At 66.6% G+C, this 15874-nt stretch carries 12 protein-coding genes; 1 reads left to right on the top strand and 11 read right to left on the bottom strand.

Translation table 11 applies throughout. The annotated features are described in order from the left end of the window. Positions 1 to 201: 201 nt before the first annotated feature. Together QMF22_RS00690 and QMF22_RS00685 are read right to left on the bottom strand one after the other, a co-directional pair. Entirely contained in the window at positions 202 to 498 is a 297-nt protein-coding gene (locus QMF22_RS00690; RefSeq protein WP_283449278.1) for a WXG100 family type VII secretion target, read from the bottom strand. Positions 499 to 603: 105 nt separating this feature from the next. Beyond that, complete coding sequence (locus tag QMF22_RS00685) at positions 604 to 5094, bottom strand: type VII secretion EssC family protein (RefSeq protein WP_283449275.1); 4491 nt, start codon at positions 5092 to 5094, stop codon at positions 604 to 606. Positions 5095 to 5337: 243 nt separating this feature from the next. On the opposite strand from QMF22_RS00685, the gene QMF22_RS00680 reads away from it, so the two are divergent. After that, positions 5338 to 7587, top strand: coding sequence for a putative bifunctional diguanylate cyclase/phosphodiesterase (locus tag QMF22_RS00680; protein WP_283449273.1), 2250 nt, complete (start codon positions 5338 to 5340; stop codon positions 7585 to 7587). Positions 7588 to 7638: 51 nt separating this feature from the next. Here the strand turns inward: QMF22_RS00680 and QMF22_RS00675 are convergent, their stop codons facing one another. The 9 genes from QMF22_RS00675 to QMF22_RS00635 form a co-directional block, all read right to left on the bottom strand. Further along, the gene (locus QMF22_RS00675; RefSeq protein WP_283449271.1) at positions 7639 to 8304 is read right to left on the bottom strand and encodes a hypothetical protein; all 666 of its coding nucleotides are present in this window, start codon (positions 8302 to 8304) and stop codon (positions 7639 to 7641) included. Positions 8305 to 8307: 3 nt separating this feature from the next. Continuing rightward, positions 8308 to 9012 carry a PilN family protein gene (locus tag QMF22_RS00670; protein WP_283449269.1) on the bottom strand — a complete coding sequence of 235 codons (705 nt, stop codon included), beginning with the start codon at positions 9010 to 9012 and terminating at the stop codon, positions 8308 to 8310. Continuing rightward, positions 9009 to 10070: a type IV pilus assembly protein PilM gene (gene pilM, locus QMF22_RS00665; protein WP_283449267.1), complete on the bottom strand. Its 1062-nt coding sequence runs from the start codon at positions 10068 to 10070 to the stop codon at positions 9009 to 9011. Before pilM ends, QMF22_RS00670 begins: the two co-directional genes overlap by 4 nt. Next, entirely contained in the window at positions 10063 to 11673 is a 1611-nt protein-coding gene (locus QMF22_RS00660) for a hypothetical protein (protein WP_283449264.1), read from the bottom strand. Before QMF22_RS00660 ends, pilM begins: the two co-directional genes overlap by 8 nt. Then, positions 11658 to 12269 (bottom strand): PulJ/GspJ family protein, encoded by a 612-nt coding sequence (locus QMF22_RS00655; RefSeq protein WP_283449261.1) that lies wholly within the window; start codon positions 12267 to 12269, stop codon positions 11658 to 11660. The genes QMF22_RS00660 and QMF22_RS00655 overlap by 16 nt, the downstream gene beginning before the upstream one ends. After that, on the bottom strand, positions 12266 to 12679 hold the full coding sequence (locus QMF22_RS00650; protein WP_283449259.1) for a type IV pilus modification PilV family protein: 414 nt from the start codon (positions 12677 to 12679) through the stop codon (positions 12266 to 12268). The genes QMF22_RS00655 and QMF22_RS00650 overlap by 4 nt, the downstream gene beginning before the upstream one ends. 39 nt (positions 12680 to 12718) lie before the next feature. After that, the gene (locus QMF22_RS00645; RefSeq protein ID WP_283449258.1) at positions 12719 to 13180 is read right to left on the bottom strand and encodes a type IV pilin protein; all 462 of its coding nucleotides are present in this window, start codon (positions 13178 to 13180) and stop codon (positions 12719 to 12721) included. Positions 13181 to 13281: 101 nt separating this feature from the next. Then, positions 13282 to 14511, bottom strand: a complete 1230-nt coding sequence (locus QMF22_RS00640) for a type II secretion system F family protein (RefSeq protein WP_283449256.1) — start codon at positions 14509 to 14511, stop codon at positions 13282 to 13284. Continuing rightward, positions 14512 to 15873 carry a type IV pilus twitching motility protein PilT gene (locus QMF22_RS00635; protein ID WP_283449254.1) on the bottom strand — a complete coding sequence of 454 codons (1362 nt, stop codon included), beginning with the start codon at positions 15871 to 15873 and terminating at the stop codon, positions 14512 to 14514. Position 15874 lies beyond the last annotated feature (1 nt).

Genomic DNA, 15874 nt, shown 5'->3' with positions numbered 1-15874 from the left:
CACCCGGACAACGCACGCAGGTTTGCCGCGGCCCGCGTGATGGCCTCGGCGACGCTCGTTTACTCCCCAGCAGCGGTCAGCACGGCACTCGGATCGCCCGGAATCGGGTCGCCGTTCAAGCCCAGGGCGTACCACTCGGTTGGACGGCTCATCCGTTCGCCCCGGTGCTCGCGGGCTTCAAACCTGTACTGCGACGGATGCTTAGCCGCGGATAGCGTTGCCGAGCTCGGTGTCCGCGTTGCTGAGTGCGTCGGCAGCGGCGGAGAGGAACTGGCTCATGCCATCAAGGCCGTTGACCGCGAGGGTCGTGCCCTGGGTGAAAGCGTCATAGGCGGCCTGGAAGGCGCCGGATGCGGAGTCGGTCACGAAGCCGGAGCCGACCAGGTTGTTCACCAGCGTCTGCAGCTCGCCGAGCTTGGTGATGACGTCGTCCTTGCCCGAGGTCAAGCGACCAGCGGCATCCGTCATGTCGGAATAGGTCACGTTGAGATTGGCCATGTTGTCCCCCAGAAGAAATGAGCCCGAACGGGCTGCGTGTGGTCCTAACCTAGCGGCAATACCCCGACGGGTCGAGTGGGGGGTGGACTCTCGGTCTAGTCACGGCTACTCCACGAGGGGAAGCTGCACGCGCACAACCTTGCCCCCGGCTACCATCATGCCGCGGCCGGGTGGAAATTCGGCACGGTTCAGGCGCGGCAGCGGAGTCTTCAGCAGGATGTCGCCCTCGATGGTGTCGGGCTGCAGCAGCAGGCCGCGCCTCGTGTTCTTCATCTCGGCGAACAGCGGCCAGGACGAGTTCCATGACGCGGTCTCACCGTCGGCGACCAGAAAATGGTCGCTGCGCTTGACCTGCTTGATGAGCTCGACCAACACCGCATCGGCCGGGGTCTGCAAAAAATCGGCGAGGTTTTCAATGACGATCGCGACGCGGGGTGTGGGCAGGTCGGCGCTCACCGCCAGGGTCAGTTCTTTGCCGAGGTCAACGGCTTCGGCCACGGTCGTCGCGGTCGCCACCCAGCCCGGCAGCCCGGCCAGTCCCGACCGTGCGTTGCCAATGTAGTACCGGGCGATCGTGGGGTCGAAGCGTTCGAAGGCGTGCATGAGTGCGCGCAGAGTGTTGCTGCGCCCGCTGGCCGGCGGCCCAGACAAGAGCAGCGTTCCGCGTGGGTCGAAACCCACCGGGGAGAGCGTCTCGTCGCTGAGGCCCAGAGCGGGTCGAGTCTTGACTCGGTCCGGCAGTTCGCTCGCCGGATAATCTCGCGACAGGCTGCCGATGGGCAGAGCGGCCTGAATGCCCTGCGCTAGCAAAGTGTCCGCCAGCACACGCACCGCTGCGGCCTGTTCTGCGGCGACGGCGGAACCGCCCCAGACCGCTATCTGCGTCTCCAGTCCGTCGAAAATGGCGCGGCCGGGCGCCGATTTGGCGTTGAGGATGTCGCCGGGCACGTCGAGCAGGCTGTAACCGGTATCGTCAGCGAGCCGCAGCACCACGCGGCGCTGAACGCTCGAACGCACCGAGCTGGGCACCGAGCCGGAACGGTCTGCCGTGAACGCAACGTGGATGCCGAGCTGACGACCGTCGGAGAGGATGCTGCGAAAAACGTCGTACCAATTCGACCGGCCGCTGGCCACTTCCCAGTCTTCGCGGAACGCCCCGAATCCATCGATGAGCAACAGGATGCGCGGCTCGTTCGGGCGGTTCGCGAGCGTGCGGTATTCGGCGATGGTCGACGCGGTGGCCTCGGCGAAGCGGTCGCCGCGCGATTCCAGCTCGGCTTTGAGTAGCCGGAACAGCCGAATGATGCGCTCGGTGTCGTCGCCGCCGATGATGCTGCCCACGTGCGGCAACGGTTCCAGCATGCGCAGGCTGCCAGCGGCGAAGTCGAGGCCGTACACGGCGACAGGTCCGCCGTCGCGCGTGCTGCCGGCCGCGATCGCGAGCGTACGCAGCGCAACACTCTTGCCGGAGCCACCGGTGCCGTAGATGCCGATGTGCCCGTCAATGTCCGGCAGGAAACGCACCGGGCGTTGCTGCTGCTCGGTCGGTGCGTCGGCCAGGCCGAGCACGAGCGCAGCATCCGTTTGCTGAAGGATGGGGCCCAGATCGCACAAAAGGGCCAGCTCGTCGAGCCACGGGCGCCGAGGTGGCGGAATCTGCGCCGCACCGGCGGCACCGACCAGTGCCGCGACGAGCTTCTGCTGGTCGGTCGGGCCGAGCTCGCGCTCCTGCCCGGCGAGTGGGTCGCTCGGCGGTTCCCACGCGGTTTCTCCACCGAAACGCAACTCGGCAATGCCGATTTCAGCATTTTCGGGTTCACGGGAGGTCCAACCGCCAGCGTAGCCGGATTGGAACTGTTGCAGCCGCCCCGGCCCGGTCTTGGCGATGCCACGGCCGGGCAGCCCCGGGTCGAAGTGGGCGGCGTCCTTGATTCCGACGACGTCGTTGCTGTCGGATTCGTCGGCCATGCGCAACGCCACGCGCAGGTTGGTGTTCGCCCGCAGGTTGTCTTTGATGACGCCGGCGGGTCGCTGCGTGGCCATGATCAAGTGGATGCCGAGCGAGCGGCCGCGCTGGGCGATGTCGACGACGCCGTCGACGAATTCGGGCACCTCGCTCACGAGGGCCGCAAATTCATCGATGACGAGCACGAGCGCCGGCGGGCTGTCCGGATCGCCGCGCTTCTCGAGCTCGATCAGATCCTTGGCCTTTTTGGAGTTGAGCAGGTGCTCCCGATAGCGCAGTTCGGCCCGCAGGCTGGTCAGCGCCCGGCGCACCAGGTGCGGGCTCAGGTCGGTGACGAGCCCCACACAGTGTGGAAGCGACACACAGTCGGCGAACGCTGAGCCGCCCTTGTAGTCGACGAACAGAAAACTCACTCGGTCGGGGCTGTATTCGGCAGCCATGCCGAGCACCCAGGCCTGGAGAAATTCGCTCTTGCCGGCGCCCGTCGTGCCGCCGACCAGGGCGTGCGGGCCCTGCGTGCGCAGGTCGAGGTGCATCGCCTGCACCCCGGTGGACCCGACAATGGCGCGCAGGGTTCCGGCGCGTTTGGAGCGCGGCGCCACACCGGGGGTGCGATCGTGCATCGAAGCGTTCTGGCGCCACCGGTCAATGACGGCGTCGTGCGCCTCGACCAGGTCGTGGCCGAGCAGCGTGACCATCGATACCGAGCGGGGCAGGTCGCTCGAGTCGGCGATCAGGGCGCCGGCATCGATGACCGGGGCGAGGCGGCGGGCGAAGTGCAGGGCGGTAGGCGAATCGACCGACTCGACCGCGACATCCGTTATCGTCTCACCGAGTCGCACGAACGAGACCGTGCCGAGCCCGGTACTCTCGTCGATTTCGACGGCGGTCCGACAGGCGGCGGGCAGCGCGGCCACCGTTCGAGCGATCCAGACCGGGTAGACACCGGCATCGGCACCGTTCTCAGCGAGTTGAACGAGCCGTGACCGGTCAACGGCGACATCGTCGGAGATGACCACGATGATCGCCGGGATGGGCGATTTCGTGCCCTCGCCGGTGTTGCTCGACCCGACTTCTTCGCCCCGCTCGAGGGCGGCACGCTCCTGCTCCATCGCGCCGCGCCGCGCCGACTTCGCGGACTTATTCCGCTGGGCGATGACCTCTTCGAGGGCAGCGAGAACGGATGCGGCACTCGACGCGCTGTCGGCTAGGTGGCCGCCAGCGAGGGGGCTCTGCGGCGACGAGGTGTGCGGCAGCCATTTGAGCCATTCCAGTTCACTCGACCATTGCGGGGTGACGAGCGAGGCGATGGCCAATTCTGCCGGCGAGTGCAGGGCGGTGAGCTGCACGAGCAGGGAGTTGACGGTGCCCACGCAGGCGGGGGCGCTGCCCGCTATCCCCAGCGCGCCGGCATCGAACAGGTTGTCGATGAGCGGAACCTGATCGACCGTGGCGTGTTCGGTGATGACGGCGTCGAGACGCTCCTGAAATTCGGGCAGCAGCTCGCCGCGAAGCGAGGCATCGATCGTGTTGCGGGATCGCATCGTGCCGAGGCCGAGCCGCACATTGAGGAAGGACCAGTGCTCGGGCCGGCGGGTCCACATGAGCGCGGCCCGCTCGAGCGATTGGGTGAGTGCCTCATTAGTCGAGGGCGCTTCTCCAAGCCGGGCCTGCTGTTCCAGCGTGCGCTCGGTCAGCAGTTGGGCACTCAACGCGGCGAGGCGGGTGTCGAACCGGCCGATCGATCGTTTCAACAGGCGTTTGTCTTTGGAGCGGTTCATGAAGAAGTTGCCGATGAGCATCATCGGGCTCATCAGCACAAACAACAGGGCGGCCGGGCGGTCGAAGATGAGCCACATGCTCACGCCCAGCAACACCGGTGCCACCATGGCGAGCCACGGGAACGGCTGGTCGTCTTTCTCGGTCGGAACCTCGGGCGCCGCGAACTCCTGCCCGGCATACCGACCTTCCACGCGCGGCGACCGGTTGAAGTACACCGGACCGTCGCGGTGTTCGTCGCCGGTCGCTGCCACCGTCTCCACGACGGTGATCCGCAGCTGGGTGTCGCCGATCTGCACGATCTCACTCTGCTCGATGCGCAGTCGCGTCACCAGACCGCCGTCGATGACAACGCCGTTGGCCGAACCGAGATCGACGAGGTCGATGCCCGCGGCGACTTCGAGACGCACGTGGCGTTTCGAGACGAGCTTGTCGCTGAGCACGACGTCGCAGTCGGCGCCGCGACCGATGATGGTCGTACCGCGCCCAAGAGCGATCTGAGCTCCGGCGTCCGGCCCGGTCAGCACGTGGATCACGGCAAGAGTCGGAGCGGCACCGTGCTCCTGGGACAGGTAGAACATGTCCGAGTCGGCCAGGGCAACGCTGGCGCCGGAACCGACCCAGTCCTCACCAATCAGGGCGTCGGGCGGCAACAGCAACCAGTCCGTTCCGCCGGGAGCGACCGTGCGCAGGGTGAGCGGCTGGGCGACTGCGCCGGCAACCAGCGGCGATCGCGGATCGACCCGAGCGATCGTACCGGCCACGTCGGAAATGCTGGCCGCGGCATCCGTTGTGACGACGATGTCGTCGTTCTGACCGTTGGACCGAGCCAACGTAACTTTCAACCGCACGTGCGCTCCCCCAGGATCGAGTTCAGGCGCATCGGCGACAAACCCGTCCTTCGAGCGTACCCCGCGTGGGGCCGTCACACGGAAGGCGACCCAGCAGACGGCGAGCGCGCATCCATCAGCCAGTCTGCTTCCGGGCGCGGTCCAGCGCGGGAAAGTGAGCTTTTTTGTTGCTTCGGCGTGGTATCCGACTTAGCCTTTAGTCATCGTTCGGCATCGCTGCCCTTCGGAATCGAAGGGCACCACATGTTCGAGACCGCACGTCAGGCCGCAACCGCTGCGGGCGAGGCATCCGCTGCACTCTGGCACCGCGCCAAACGGATGCTTCCGCCGACCCGCCGCCCCGCTCCCGACCACACCAATCCCCCGTCAATGGTCGCCGTGCACGACCTGGAGCAACTCCGCGACGAAGCCACCCAAGCACTGGCCCTCGCCAATAGTCAGCTCGAGTCTGCCGTGGGCGCACGCACCAAGGAGCTGGCCGACACCGCCGCCCAACTGCACACGCTCGTACGGCTGGCCCCGGTGGGGATCGTGCAGCTGGATTCGACCGGGGGCCTGCTCACCGCGAACGACCAGTGGCTGGCGCTCAGCGGACTCACCCTCGAGCAGTCCCAGGGCTCCGGATGGGCCGCTGCCATGCACCCCGATGACACCGAGCGGGTGGGCAGCGAATGGGCCGTGCACGCCGCCGACGGCACGGCCTACCAGACCAGTCTGCGGTTTCGCACACCGAACGGCCGGGTGAACTGGGTGCAGGTACATTCAGCGCCGACCTATGACAACGGCGTTCTGGTCGGCCACCTGGCCAGCGTCACCGACGTCACGGCCCTGCGGCTGGCCGAACAGAGAGTGACAGCCATGCAGGCCAGGTTCGAAGCGGCCTTCGCGTCATCCCCGTTGGGAACCGCTATAGTGACCCTCGACGGCCGCGTTCTGGAAGGCAATCGGCGCTTATTCGAGCTGACCGGCGCCCCCGCGAGCGTGCTCAACAAGCCGGTCGAGGATATCTTCTGTGTCATCGAGGAACGCGACGCCACCCCGTCACCGTTTCGAGCCGAGCAGCACGCGCACCAACGCTCCGAGCGGCAGATGCGCTGCAGCGAAGGCGAAGAGATCTGGGTGAACGTGAACATCGCTGAGATTCACGAGGGTGAACGCGCCACCGGGCTGCTCTACCAACTGGAGGATGTCACGGCTCGGCGGCTGGCCGAGGCGCGGGTGGAGCACCAAGCGTTCCACGACTCGCTGACCAACCTGCCGAACCGCTTGCTGCTGCTCGCCCGCCTCGACCTGGCCCTGCTCGAAGCAACCCGAACCAATCGTGGCGTCGGCGTGCTGTTTCTCGACCTTGACCGGTTCAAGGCGGTCAACGACACCCTCGGTCACCAGGCCGGCGACGCCGTACTGGTCGAGGTCGCAGCCCGGCTGCTGGAGGGTGCCCGCACCAACGACACCGTCGCGCGCATTGGTGGAGACGAATTCGTTGTCGTCTGCCCCGACCTGGAAAATGAGGTCGACCTCACGACCATCGTTGAGCGGTTGCAGGTGTCTCTCGGGCAGCCGATCACGCTCGGTTGTGCCGTGGCCACGATCGACGCGAGCATCGGCATCGCTTTCGGAACCAGCCAGGACGACCCCGAGGCGCTGCTGGTCAGCGCTGATGCCTCTATGTACCGGGCCAAAGATCGTATGCACAAGACGGTGCGCATCGTCGCGGAACCGGTCGTCACGAGCCGGCGACTGGAACTCGCAACCGCCCTGCGCGAGGCGGTAGTGCGTGGTGAAATCGAAACCTGGTACCAGCCCATCGTGGATCTGCAGCGCTCGGGCGAGGCCGCGGTCGTCGCCACCGAAGCGCTGGCCCGCTGGCGCAGGCCGAAAACCGGCATTGTGATGCCCGGCGATTTCATCGGCATTGCCGAAGACACCGGCCTGATCACCGAGATCGGTGCGGCCGTGCTCCATCAGGCTTGTGTCGCGGGCACGAGCCTCGATCACCTGGCCATCAGCGTCAATGTCTCGGCCAGGCAGTTCGCTCGCGACGATTTCGGGGCCATTGTGCGTCATGCCCTGCACGTGTCCGGACTCCCGTCGTACCGGCTCTGCCTCGAGCTGACCGAGAGCTCGCTGGTCGAGGCCATCGATTCCGCTGCGGCCACCTTTCAGGACCTCCGGGAGCTCGGCGTGCGGCTGGCCATCGACGACTTCGGCACCGGATATTCCTCGTTCACCCAACTGCGGGCGTTCACCTTCGATCTGCTCAAGATCGACATGACCTTCATTCGTGGGATCGAGGAATCCAGCCGGGACCGCGGTGTGGTCGAGGGTATCCTTCGACTGGCCGATGTGCTGCACCTCGACGTCATCGCCGAGGGCATCGAAACGGCTGGCCAGCGCGATCTGCTCAGGCAGATGGGCTGCCGCTTCGGCCAGGGCTACTTCTTCTCTCGGCCCGCGCCCACGGTGCAGCCCACCCTGGTCTCGCACCGCTGACTCGCCCCCTCCTGGTTTCCGGGCCCCGTTCCCGAAGGTGGCCCGGCGGTGCTAACCCGCGTCGTGCAGCACGTAGAGCAGAACGGACACAGTTCCGGTGGACGCCGTGGGCGCGTTCGGGTCGGTCGTCGAACTGAAATTGGTGACGGAGGCCAGCCGCTCGCCCTGCTGCAATCCGCCCACGAAGTCCAGCAGGCCGTCAGGGCTGCCGGACAGCGACACCGTCACCACGAGGGTCGCAAAATTCGCCGACGTCAGACGAGCGGATGCCACGGCGGGCGCCGTTCCCGCGGCCGCCGCAGCGGTAGCCGCAGCCGAAGCACCCGTTGGGGCAGCATCCGTTCCGGGCACGACCGCCTCGGCTACGACCGGCGCATAGGCTTGGACCTCCCCCACCGAAATCGCGGTCAGGACGACAGAGTTGGTCTCGGCCAGGGTGCCGAGCTGCGCGATGAACTCCGGCAGCCCCGCACCCGTCGGCACGGCCCGTTGCAGCTCGGCGAGGGTGCGCTCGAGGCCCGCGATGCCGTCGAGCTGCGTGTGCAGGTCGACGAGTTGCGCACTGTGTGCGGCGTTTGTGTCGTCGACCGCGACGGTATCGGACTGGGCGCGATCGGCCGCCCGCAGATTCGGACTGATACCGAAGATGCCGTCCATGATCACGACGAGCGCGATGAGCGCGCCTGCCACTATCGACCAGAATCGGGTTCGTTCCATGGGCTAGCCTCCCGACGCGTCGGCGCCGTTGACGTTGACGAAGACGCTCGTGTCCAGGTGGAGGGTGAGGTCGACCTGATAGGCGCCCGTGCCGGTGCGGGCCACGAGGCCCGGTTGCGCGTCGGCATACCCGTCCAGACCCTGCATCGCGGTGAGCAGTTGAGCCACGTTCGGAATGGTCGCGCTCGTCAGGGACAGCGACACCGTGGCCACCCGTTCCGGCTGCAACGGCAGCACTGATTGGCTGTACGCGGCCAGCGGCGAGGCGGCGTCGATGGTGACTGTGTCGATGGTGACCGCCTCCGGCAGGACAGCCGCGAGCTCGCGCAACCGGGCCGGCCAGTCGATGGCGGTCGACGCCCCGAATTGCACGGCCGCCTCGGTGTCGTCGATCGACCCGGTCACCCGGCGCAGGTCGGCGAACGTCGCCTGCCGAACGAGTAATTCCGCTGTCAATGCCTGTGCGCTGGCGAGCACCCGCTCGGCCTGGCCGGCCTGCCGGGCCGACTCGAAATGAGCCACCCCGGTCAGCAGGATCACGACCACACCGACCGTCAGCAGGCGATCACGCACCCGACGATCCCGACGATTTGCACGCACCTCGGGCGGCAGCAACGAGACCCGCGGTTCCCCGCCGATGATGATTTTGATGGCCTTCGACGGCCGATCCGCCGGCTGCTCGCCGCCTGTTCCCGTGTCCCCGCTCATACGCTGCTCCCGAGTGCCAACCCGCAGGCGACCAGATATGCTCCACGGGCGCTGCCGAGCTGCCCGGCGAGGGCGACCGACGCGAACGAGATACCAAACGGCTCACCCGGCGGCGCGGTCACCGGCAGCCGGGTGAGATCGGTCAGTTCGTGTGCCATCTCGCCGAGCTGCGAACCGCCGCCGGTGAGCACGATGCGAGCCACGGCAAGGTCGGGTCGGGTGTTGCTGAAGTACGTCACGGTGTTGCGCAGGCTCAGCAGCAGTTCGTGGGTGATGTCCCGCACGACCCTGGCGGCCACCGGATTCGCCGCCGCCACGTTGCCGTCGGTCAGCGACCGTTTCAGCGTCTCGGCCGCCGTATCGCCCAGGCCGAGCTGCAGTTTCAGTGCCTTGGTCACGTCGATGCCGCCCGCCGGAATCAGGCGCACGAATTGCGGCACCCGCCCGGCCGAGATGAGAACACTCGTCGTCGCGGCACCCACGTCGATCTGCGCGACAACCTGATCCGCTGTGCTGCCGCGAGAGATCACCCGGCTCAACGCGAACGGAATGAGGTCGACGTCCACCGCGGTCAGCCCGGCCAGCTTCACCGCCAAAACGTTGGCCAGCACCGCCTCCTTCACGGCCGCGATCAGCAATCCCTGAATCCGCGCACCCTCGTCGGTGTTGGCGTCGGCGGCAAGCTCGGAGATCGGATAGAAATCGAGCAGGGCTTCATGCACCGGGAACGAGAGCAGCTCCTGCACCTGGAACGGCAGCGACTCGCGGATACGCCGCAGCGACATTCGAGGCACGGTCAGGTTGCGCACCGCCACACGATGGTTGCCCATGCCGAGAATAACATTTCTGCTGGTGAATCCTCCGCTCGCCCACAACCGTTTCACCGTAGCGCCGACAACGTGCGGATCGACCACTTCACCGCGACTGACCGCGCCGGCCGGGAGTGGCTCTTCGCCCAGATGAACGATGGTTGGTGTCGCGGTTGTGGCGCCGCGCACCTCGACCGCACGCACGGTGGCGCTGCCGATGTCCAGTCCGACGATGCGGGCGTTAGCCATTGTCGGTCACATCCCGAATCGACACCCGGTCGCCCAGGCGTGTGCCGGTTCCTGTCGCAGGGGTGCCAGCCAGGCTGGCGCCGGGCAGCGTCACCGGCGCGAATCGAAAAATCGACGATCCGGCCAGACTCGACGTGCCCGAGTAGAGCTGGCCGTGCCAGATGGCCGACCCCTCGATTCTGACCTGGCACGGACTATAGATGAGGGCGGCAATCGTGCTTCCCGAGATGAACGAGCCCGCCACTTTCGACGCCCCGGACGCCGGGCAGCTCGGCACCCCGTCGGCGACATCGTCGGGGGTGATGAGCCACAACCGAGCAGAGTCCACCGAGCTGAACTGGGCACTGCCCAGTAACTGAAAACTCGTCGCGATGATGGCGAGGTCATTCTTCAGGGTGAGAATCTCGGCGCCGCTGGTCACGACCCCACCGAGGCACCCGCGAGCGTCGATCACCGTCGGCGTGGACGCATGGCTGTTGACGATGGGCTGCAGGGTGAGGAAGTTGCACGCCTGGGGCGCGGTGACCGTGGCAAAACCGGCCCAGTCGCCCGGCGCGTAGTCGACGTCGACCCAGCCCGGAACGGTCGGCGTGTTTCCGGGTGCCGGGCCGACCCCCGGTCCGGTTGGAACGATGGTCGTCTGGCCGAATACCCGGTCGGTATTCCCGACGAGGGATTGCGCGGTCAGGTTGCCCTTGATCTGAGCGGTCTGCTGCAGCGAGGTCTGTCCCGATGACCAGGCATTCTTACCCACGATGCTGCTGCCACCGAGCGCGATCGCGGCCGCCGTCACCGACCCGAGCACCTGCGAGGAATCCTCGAGCGACAGGTTCTGAGTGAGCCAGGCGTCCCCGCCGACGATGGAACTGAAGCTCGACTGCAGGGTCGGCGCGGTCACGTTCCCGTGCAGAATGGACGACTCCGACAGGGTGACCTTCTGTTTGGACCAGGCACTTCCGAAGATCTGGCACGACTCCGCGAGCCCGAGGGTTCCTGCAGCCACGACGACGTCAGCCTGCACCACCCCCGACCCCACACAGTTCGCATTCCCGGTGAGCACCTGCACGACCGGCTTCGAGCCGTTCAGGGTCTGGATCTGGCTGGAGCCGAAGAATCCCGCGCTGGCATACGAATACAGGGCTGCAGCGCTCGCTGCGGGCGTCGTCGCAGCCGGCACCGCCCGGTAGATGGCGGCGACGGTGCGGGTAGCCCTGGACAGTCCCGCAGCCGCGGCCGTTTCTGCCCGCCCGGTCGAGATGATACGCACCTGCGCGAACGAACCGGTGGGGCATCCGCTGATGAAGGCACCGGAATCCGACGTGGTGTAGCTCACAGCGACCGAGAACACCGGCGAGCCTGCGGGTGGGGCCACAGCGGGGCAGACCGAGCGACCGAGGCTCGCCGCGGTGTAGTCGATGCCGGCTTCGGCTGCCGCCTGCGCCTGCACGGTGGCACGGATGGTTCCACTGACCCGCAGCGATCCGAGGGTCACTCCGATCACCGTCGTGGCGACAACGGCCATGACCGCCATGATGCCGACGACGGCGAGGAGGGCGCTGCCACGTTCGGTGGCGGCGGCGCGGCCGCTCAGGGGGCGAAGCATGTGTTCGGCTCCGCTTGGTTGCCGCGGCTGGTCGAGGTCGTCGCGATTCGCACCGGCGCGCTGTCCGCGCCAGAGTTCACGGCGAAGGTCAGCTGGAGGGTCGTCGAAGTGGGCAGAGCGAAAATCGGTGTGGCCTGGTCGGCCTGGATACCGGTGCCGAGCAGCGCCCAGCCGCCGGTTCCGGCCGCCAGGTCGGCCGCACTGGGGGCAACGATACGAGCGGATGTCGGTGCCGCGCGGGTCGCGTAGATGGCCCCGCCATCGAGCGACGTGTAGTACCAGGCCTCGCACACGGTGACGATCTCAGTCGACGTTCCCAGGCTGGTCAGCACGAGCAGCTGGCCGGTTGACGCCGAGGTGAGTTTGAGTTCGGTGGCCGCCCGAACGCCCGCGTGCACCGATTGGGCGATGATCTGCCCCACGCTCGAAGCCTGGGAGCGCTCGCTGACGCGGCTCTGTGCGCTAAACGAACTCACGAGCATGCCGCCGACCAGCGAGAGCACAAGCACGGAGAGCCCCGAATAGATGAGCAGCTCGACCAGGGTGATTCCACGCTCGGCCGGATGCCCGGCCCGCTGACGACCGTGCACGGTCACCCCGTCACCAGAACCAGGGTGGTTGCCTCGGCGACGAGTCGATCGGCACGCACATCGGTCACCGACACGTGCACGGAAACCGTGGCAGGAAGGGCCGACGCGGCCGGGCACACGATCGGGTCGATCGCGGACTTCAGTGGTTGGCCGGCCGGGTCGAATACCGCACGGTGTGCAGCGGCGGCAGTCGCGAGTGCGGCACATTGACTGCCGAGGGAGCGCATATCTTCCATTTCTCGCACCACCAGTTGGGTCGCCGTGGCCAGGGTCGAGTTGGCGATCGACGCTTGCAGCGCCTGAGTGATCAGCGGCAGCAGGGCCAGCGCCATCACGGTGAGCAAAAACATCGACACGATGATCTCCACCACGCCGAACCCGTGCTCGCGCTCCGCGTGGATAGGGCCGACGCTCATTTTCGGGGCCTACCCATCTCGGACTGCCCGGCCACAGGCCTATTCCATCTTGGTTGCGGCTTCAGAGTCCGTGGTCGTGTACCCGTGGTTGGTCGTCGACGCCACGGTGTCGGAGGTTCCCTTTTTCCAGAAGCCGGTGATCTTGAAACCGTCAGAGCCCACCGCGGCGATGAGGATGTCGACGTCAGCGCTTTCGTTGTACGCGCTGAGACCGGTACCGTCGGCGCCGGCCGTCGCAAGGGCTTCGGCGACCGTGTCGCCACCCGACAGCTCTACGGCGAGCGCGGTTCGCGCCTGGGTGACCTGGGCCGCCACCGCGCTGTCTTTCGCACCGTCCTGCTGGCCGATATAGAGCGGTATGGCAACCGCCGCGAGGATACCGATAATGAGCACCACGACCAGGAGTTCGATCAGCGTGAAGCCGTGCTCTCGGTTGTGCCGTGATCGGTTCCGCAACGATCGGATCCGCAGCGATCGGCGCGTGCGCCACAATTTGTCCATGAATCGAGGCGACATGTTCAGTTCCCTTTTCTGCGTCCTACACAGCGAAAGCACAGCGCTCCCTCGCTGAGCATACGCTCTTTCTACCCCCTTAAGGGGGTTTATTTGACAACCTCGAAAATGCTGAACATGGGCAGGTACAGCGCCACGACCATCCCACCGATCACCACGCCGATGAATGCGATCATGAGCGGCTCAATCAGGGCAGTGAGCTGCTCGGTCATCGCCCGCACTTCCTGGTCGTAGAAGTCGGCGACCTTCCCCAACATTTGTTCGAGCGCGCCCGCGTCTTCACCGACGGCGATCATCTGGGTGACCATCGCCGGAAACAGTGGTTCCGCAGCGAGCGGTTCGGCGATCGAACGCCCCTCCCGCACCGACTCGTGCACCTTCACGAGTGCTTGCTGCAGGACCCAGTTGCCGCTCGTTTCGCCGACGATGCCGAGCGACTGCAGGATCGGCACGCCGGAGCCGATCATTGTGGCAAAGTTGCGGCTGAACCGGGCGATCGCGAGCTTGGCCAGCAGGGGGCCGAACACCGGCAGTTTGAGCTTGAGCGGGTCGACGACGCGGCGCACGCGGTCGGTGTTCTTGTTGCGCCGCCACCAGATTGCGACGAAGACAGCAACGATGATGAGCACCGGGCCGAGCCAGACCAGCGTACGCGACAGCACGACGAGTACCTGGGTCGCCAGAGGCAGCTCCCCGCCGAGGTCCTTGAACATGGTCTCGAAGATCGGCACAATAAAGATGAGCATGCCGATGACGGCCACGACCGCCATCAGCAGCACGATCACCGGGTAGGCGAGCGCCGACTTGATCGTGTCGCGCAGTTTGCCCTCCGACTCGAAGTTCTCGGCGATGCTCGTGAGGGCGTGTTCGAGAAAACCGCCGGTCTCCCCGGCACGTACGAGGTTCACCATGATCGGCGGATAGACCGACGGATGCTTCGCCATCGCGTCCGACAGAGCCACGCCCGTCTCCACCTCGGTGCGAATGCGACCGAGGCTCTGCGCGAGCACCTTGTTCTCGGTCTGCTCGGCCAGGATATTCAGGGTGCGCAGCAGCGACAGCCCGGCCGAGGTCATCGTGGCAAGCTGGCGGCTCATCACCGCGAGGTCCTTGAGGCCCACACCCTTGCTCAGTCCCGGAATGTGGATCTCGCGGCTGAGGCCACCGACATCCGTTACGGGAGCAATGGAAATGGGCGACAACCCCATGCCCTGCAGCCGCGCCAGCGCTGCCTCCTCCGAGGCGGCCAGCAGGCGCCCCTTCACCACCCGGTCGGAGGCGTTCCGACACGCGTAGGCAAAGGCGACCTGGGCGCTCATTTAGGGTTCCCGCTGCGAGAACGAGTCGTCGAAGTCGATCTCGGAACGCGCGCGACCGCGCAGTCCTTCCGATTCGGGCAGGCCTCGGCGCAGCAACTGCTCGAGCGAGGCGGGGTCCTGGGCCTTGGCCTCGGCGGCTTCCCGACTGATCACGCCGCCGATCACGAGGTCGGCCAGGCTCTGGTCCATCGTGTTCATGCCGAGAGCCCGTCCGGCCTGCATCGACGAAGGAATCTGATAAGTCTTGCCTTCGCGAATGAGATTCGCCACAGCGGGGGTGGCCACGAGCACTTCGATGGCGACGGCGCGCCCGCCGCCGATCTTCTTGACCAGAGCCTGGCAGACCACGCCCTGCAGGGTGGCGGCGAGCTGGGCGCGCACCTGCTCCTGCTGGTATGGCGGAAATACATCGATGATGCGGTCGATGGTCTGAGCGGCATTCTGCGTGTGCAGGGTCGCGAACACGAGGTGGCCGGTCTCGGCTGCGGTGAGGGCGACCGAGATGGTCTCGAGGTCGCGTAGCTCACCGATGAGGATCACGTCGGGATCCTGCCGGAGAACGTGCTTTAAAGCAGATGCGAAACTGTGCGTATCGTGGCCCACCTCGCGCTGGTTGACCAGGGACTTCTGGTGTTTGTGCAGAAACTCGATCGGATCTTCAACGGTGACGATATGGTCGGCCCTGGTGCGGTTGACCAAATCGATCAGGGCCGCGAGGGTTGTCGATTTGCCGGAGCCGGTTGGGCCGGTCACGAGAACGAGTCCGCGAGGCAGCTGGGCGAAGTTTCCGACCGACTGGGGAACGCCGAGTTCGGCGAGCTGCTTGATCTCGCGTGGAATCAGCCGGAACGCTCCGCCGACGGAACTGCGCTGCACGAAGTAGTTCACCCGAAAGCGGGCGCCACCGGCCGTGTAGGCGAAGTCGAGCTCGAGTTCCCGCTCGAACTGCTCGAGCTGGGCCGGGGTGAGCAGGCTTTGCAGGGCGGAGGTGACCTTGTCTCGCATCCACTTGCTGGAATTTTCGAGCGGACGCAGGTTGCCGTCGACCCGGATGCACGGCGGAGCGCCGACCGTGACGTGCAGGTCGGAGGCGCCGAGGTCGAGCACCTCGAGCAGGGCCGCGATGAGGTCGGGGTCAGGACCTTCGTCGAGCGGCGAACGCTGGTGGCGTCGCACCGTCTCGACCGGGTCGTCGACCAGGTCGTCGTCGACTGGCGCCGCTGCCCGGCGGCCGGGCTGTGCGGCGTCTTCCCGGATGGGGGCGTCGAGGGCGGGGTCGTCGAGGGCGGGGTCGTCGAGCGGCCAGGCCGTGCCGGCCGCTCCCGGGGGCGTCACCGGGATCTCGTAGATGGGGTGGGTCATG

This window comes from Cryobacterium sp. PH31-L1 (genome assembly GCF_030063145.1).
Taxonomy (GTDB): domain Bacteria; phylum Actinomycetota; class Actinomycetes; order Actinomycetales; family Microbacteriaceae; genus Cryobacterium.
This window is presented reverse-complemented; position numbering and strand designations above follow the sequence as displayed.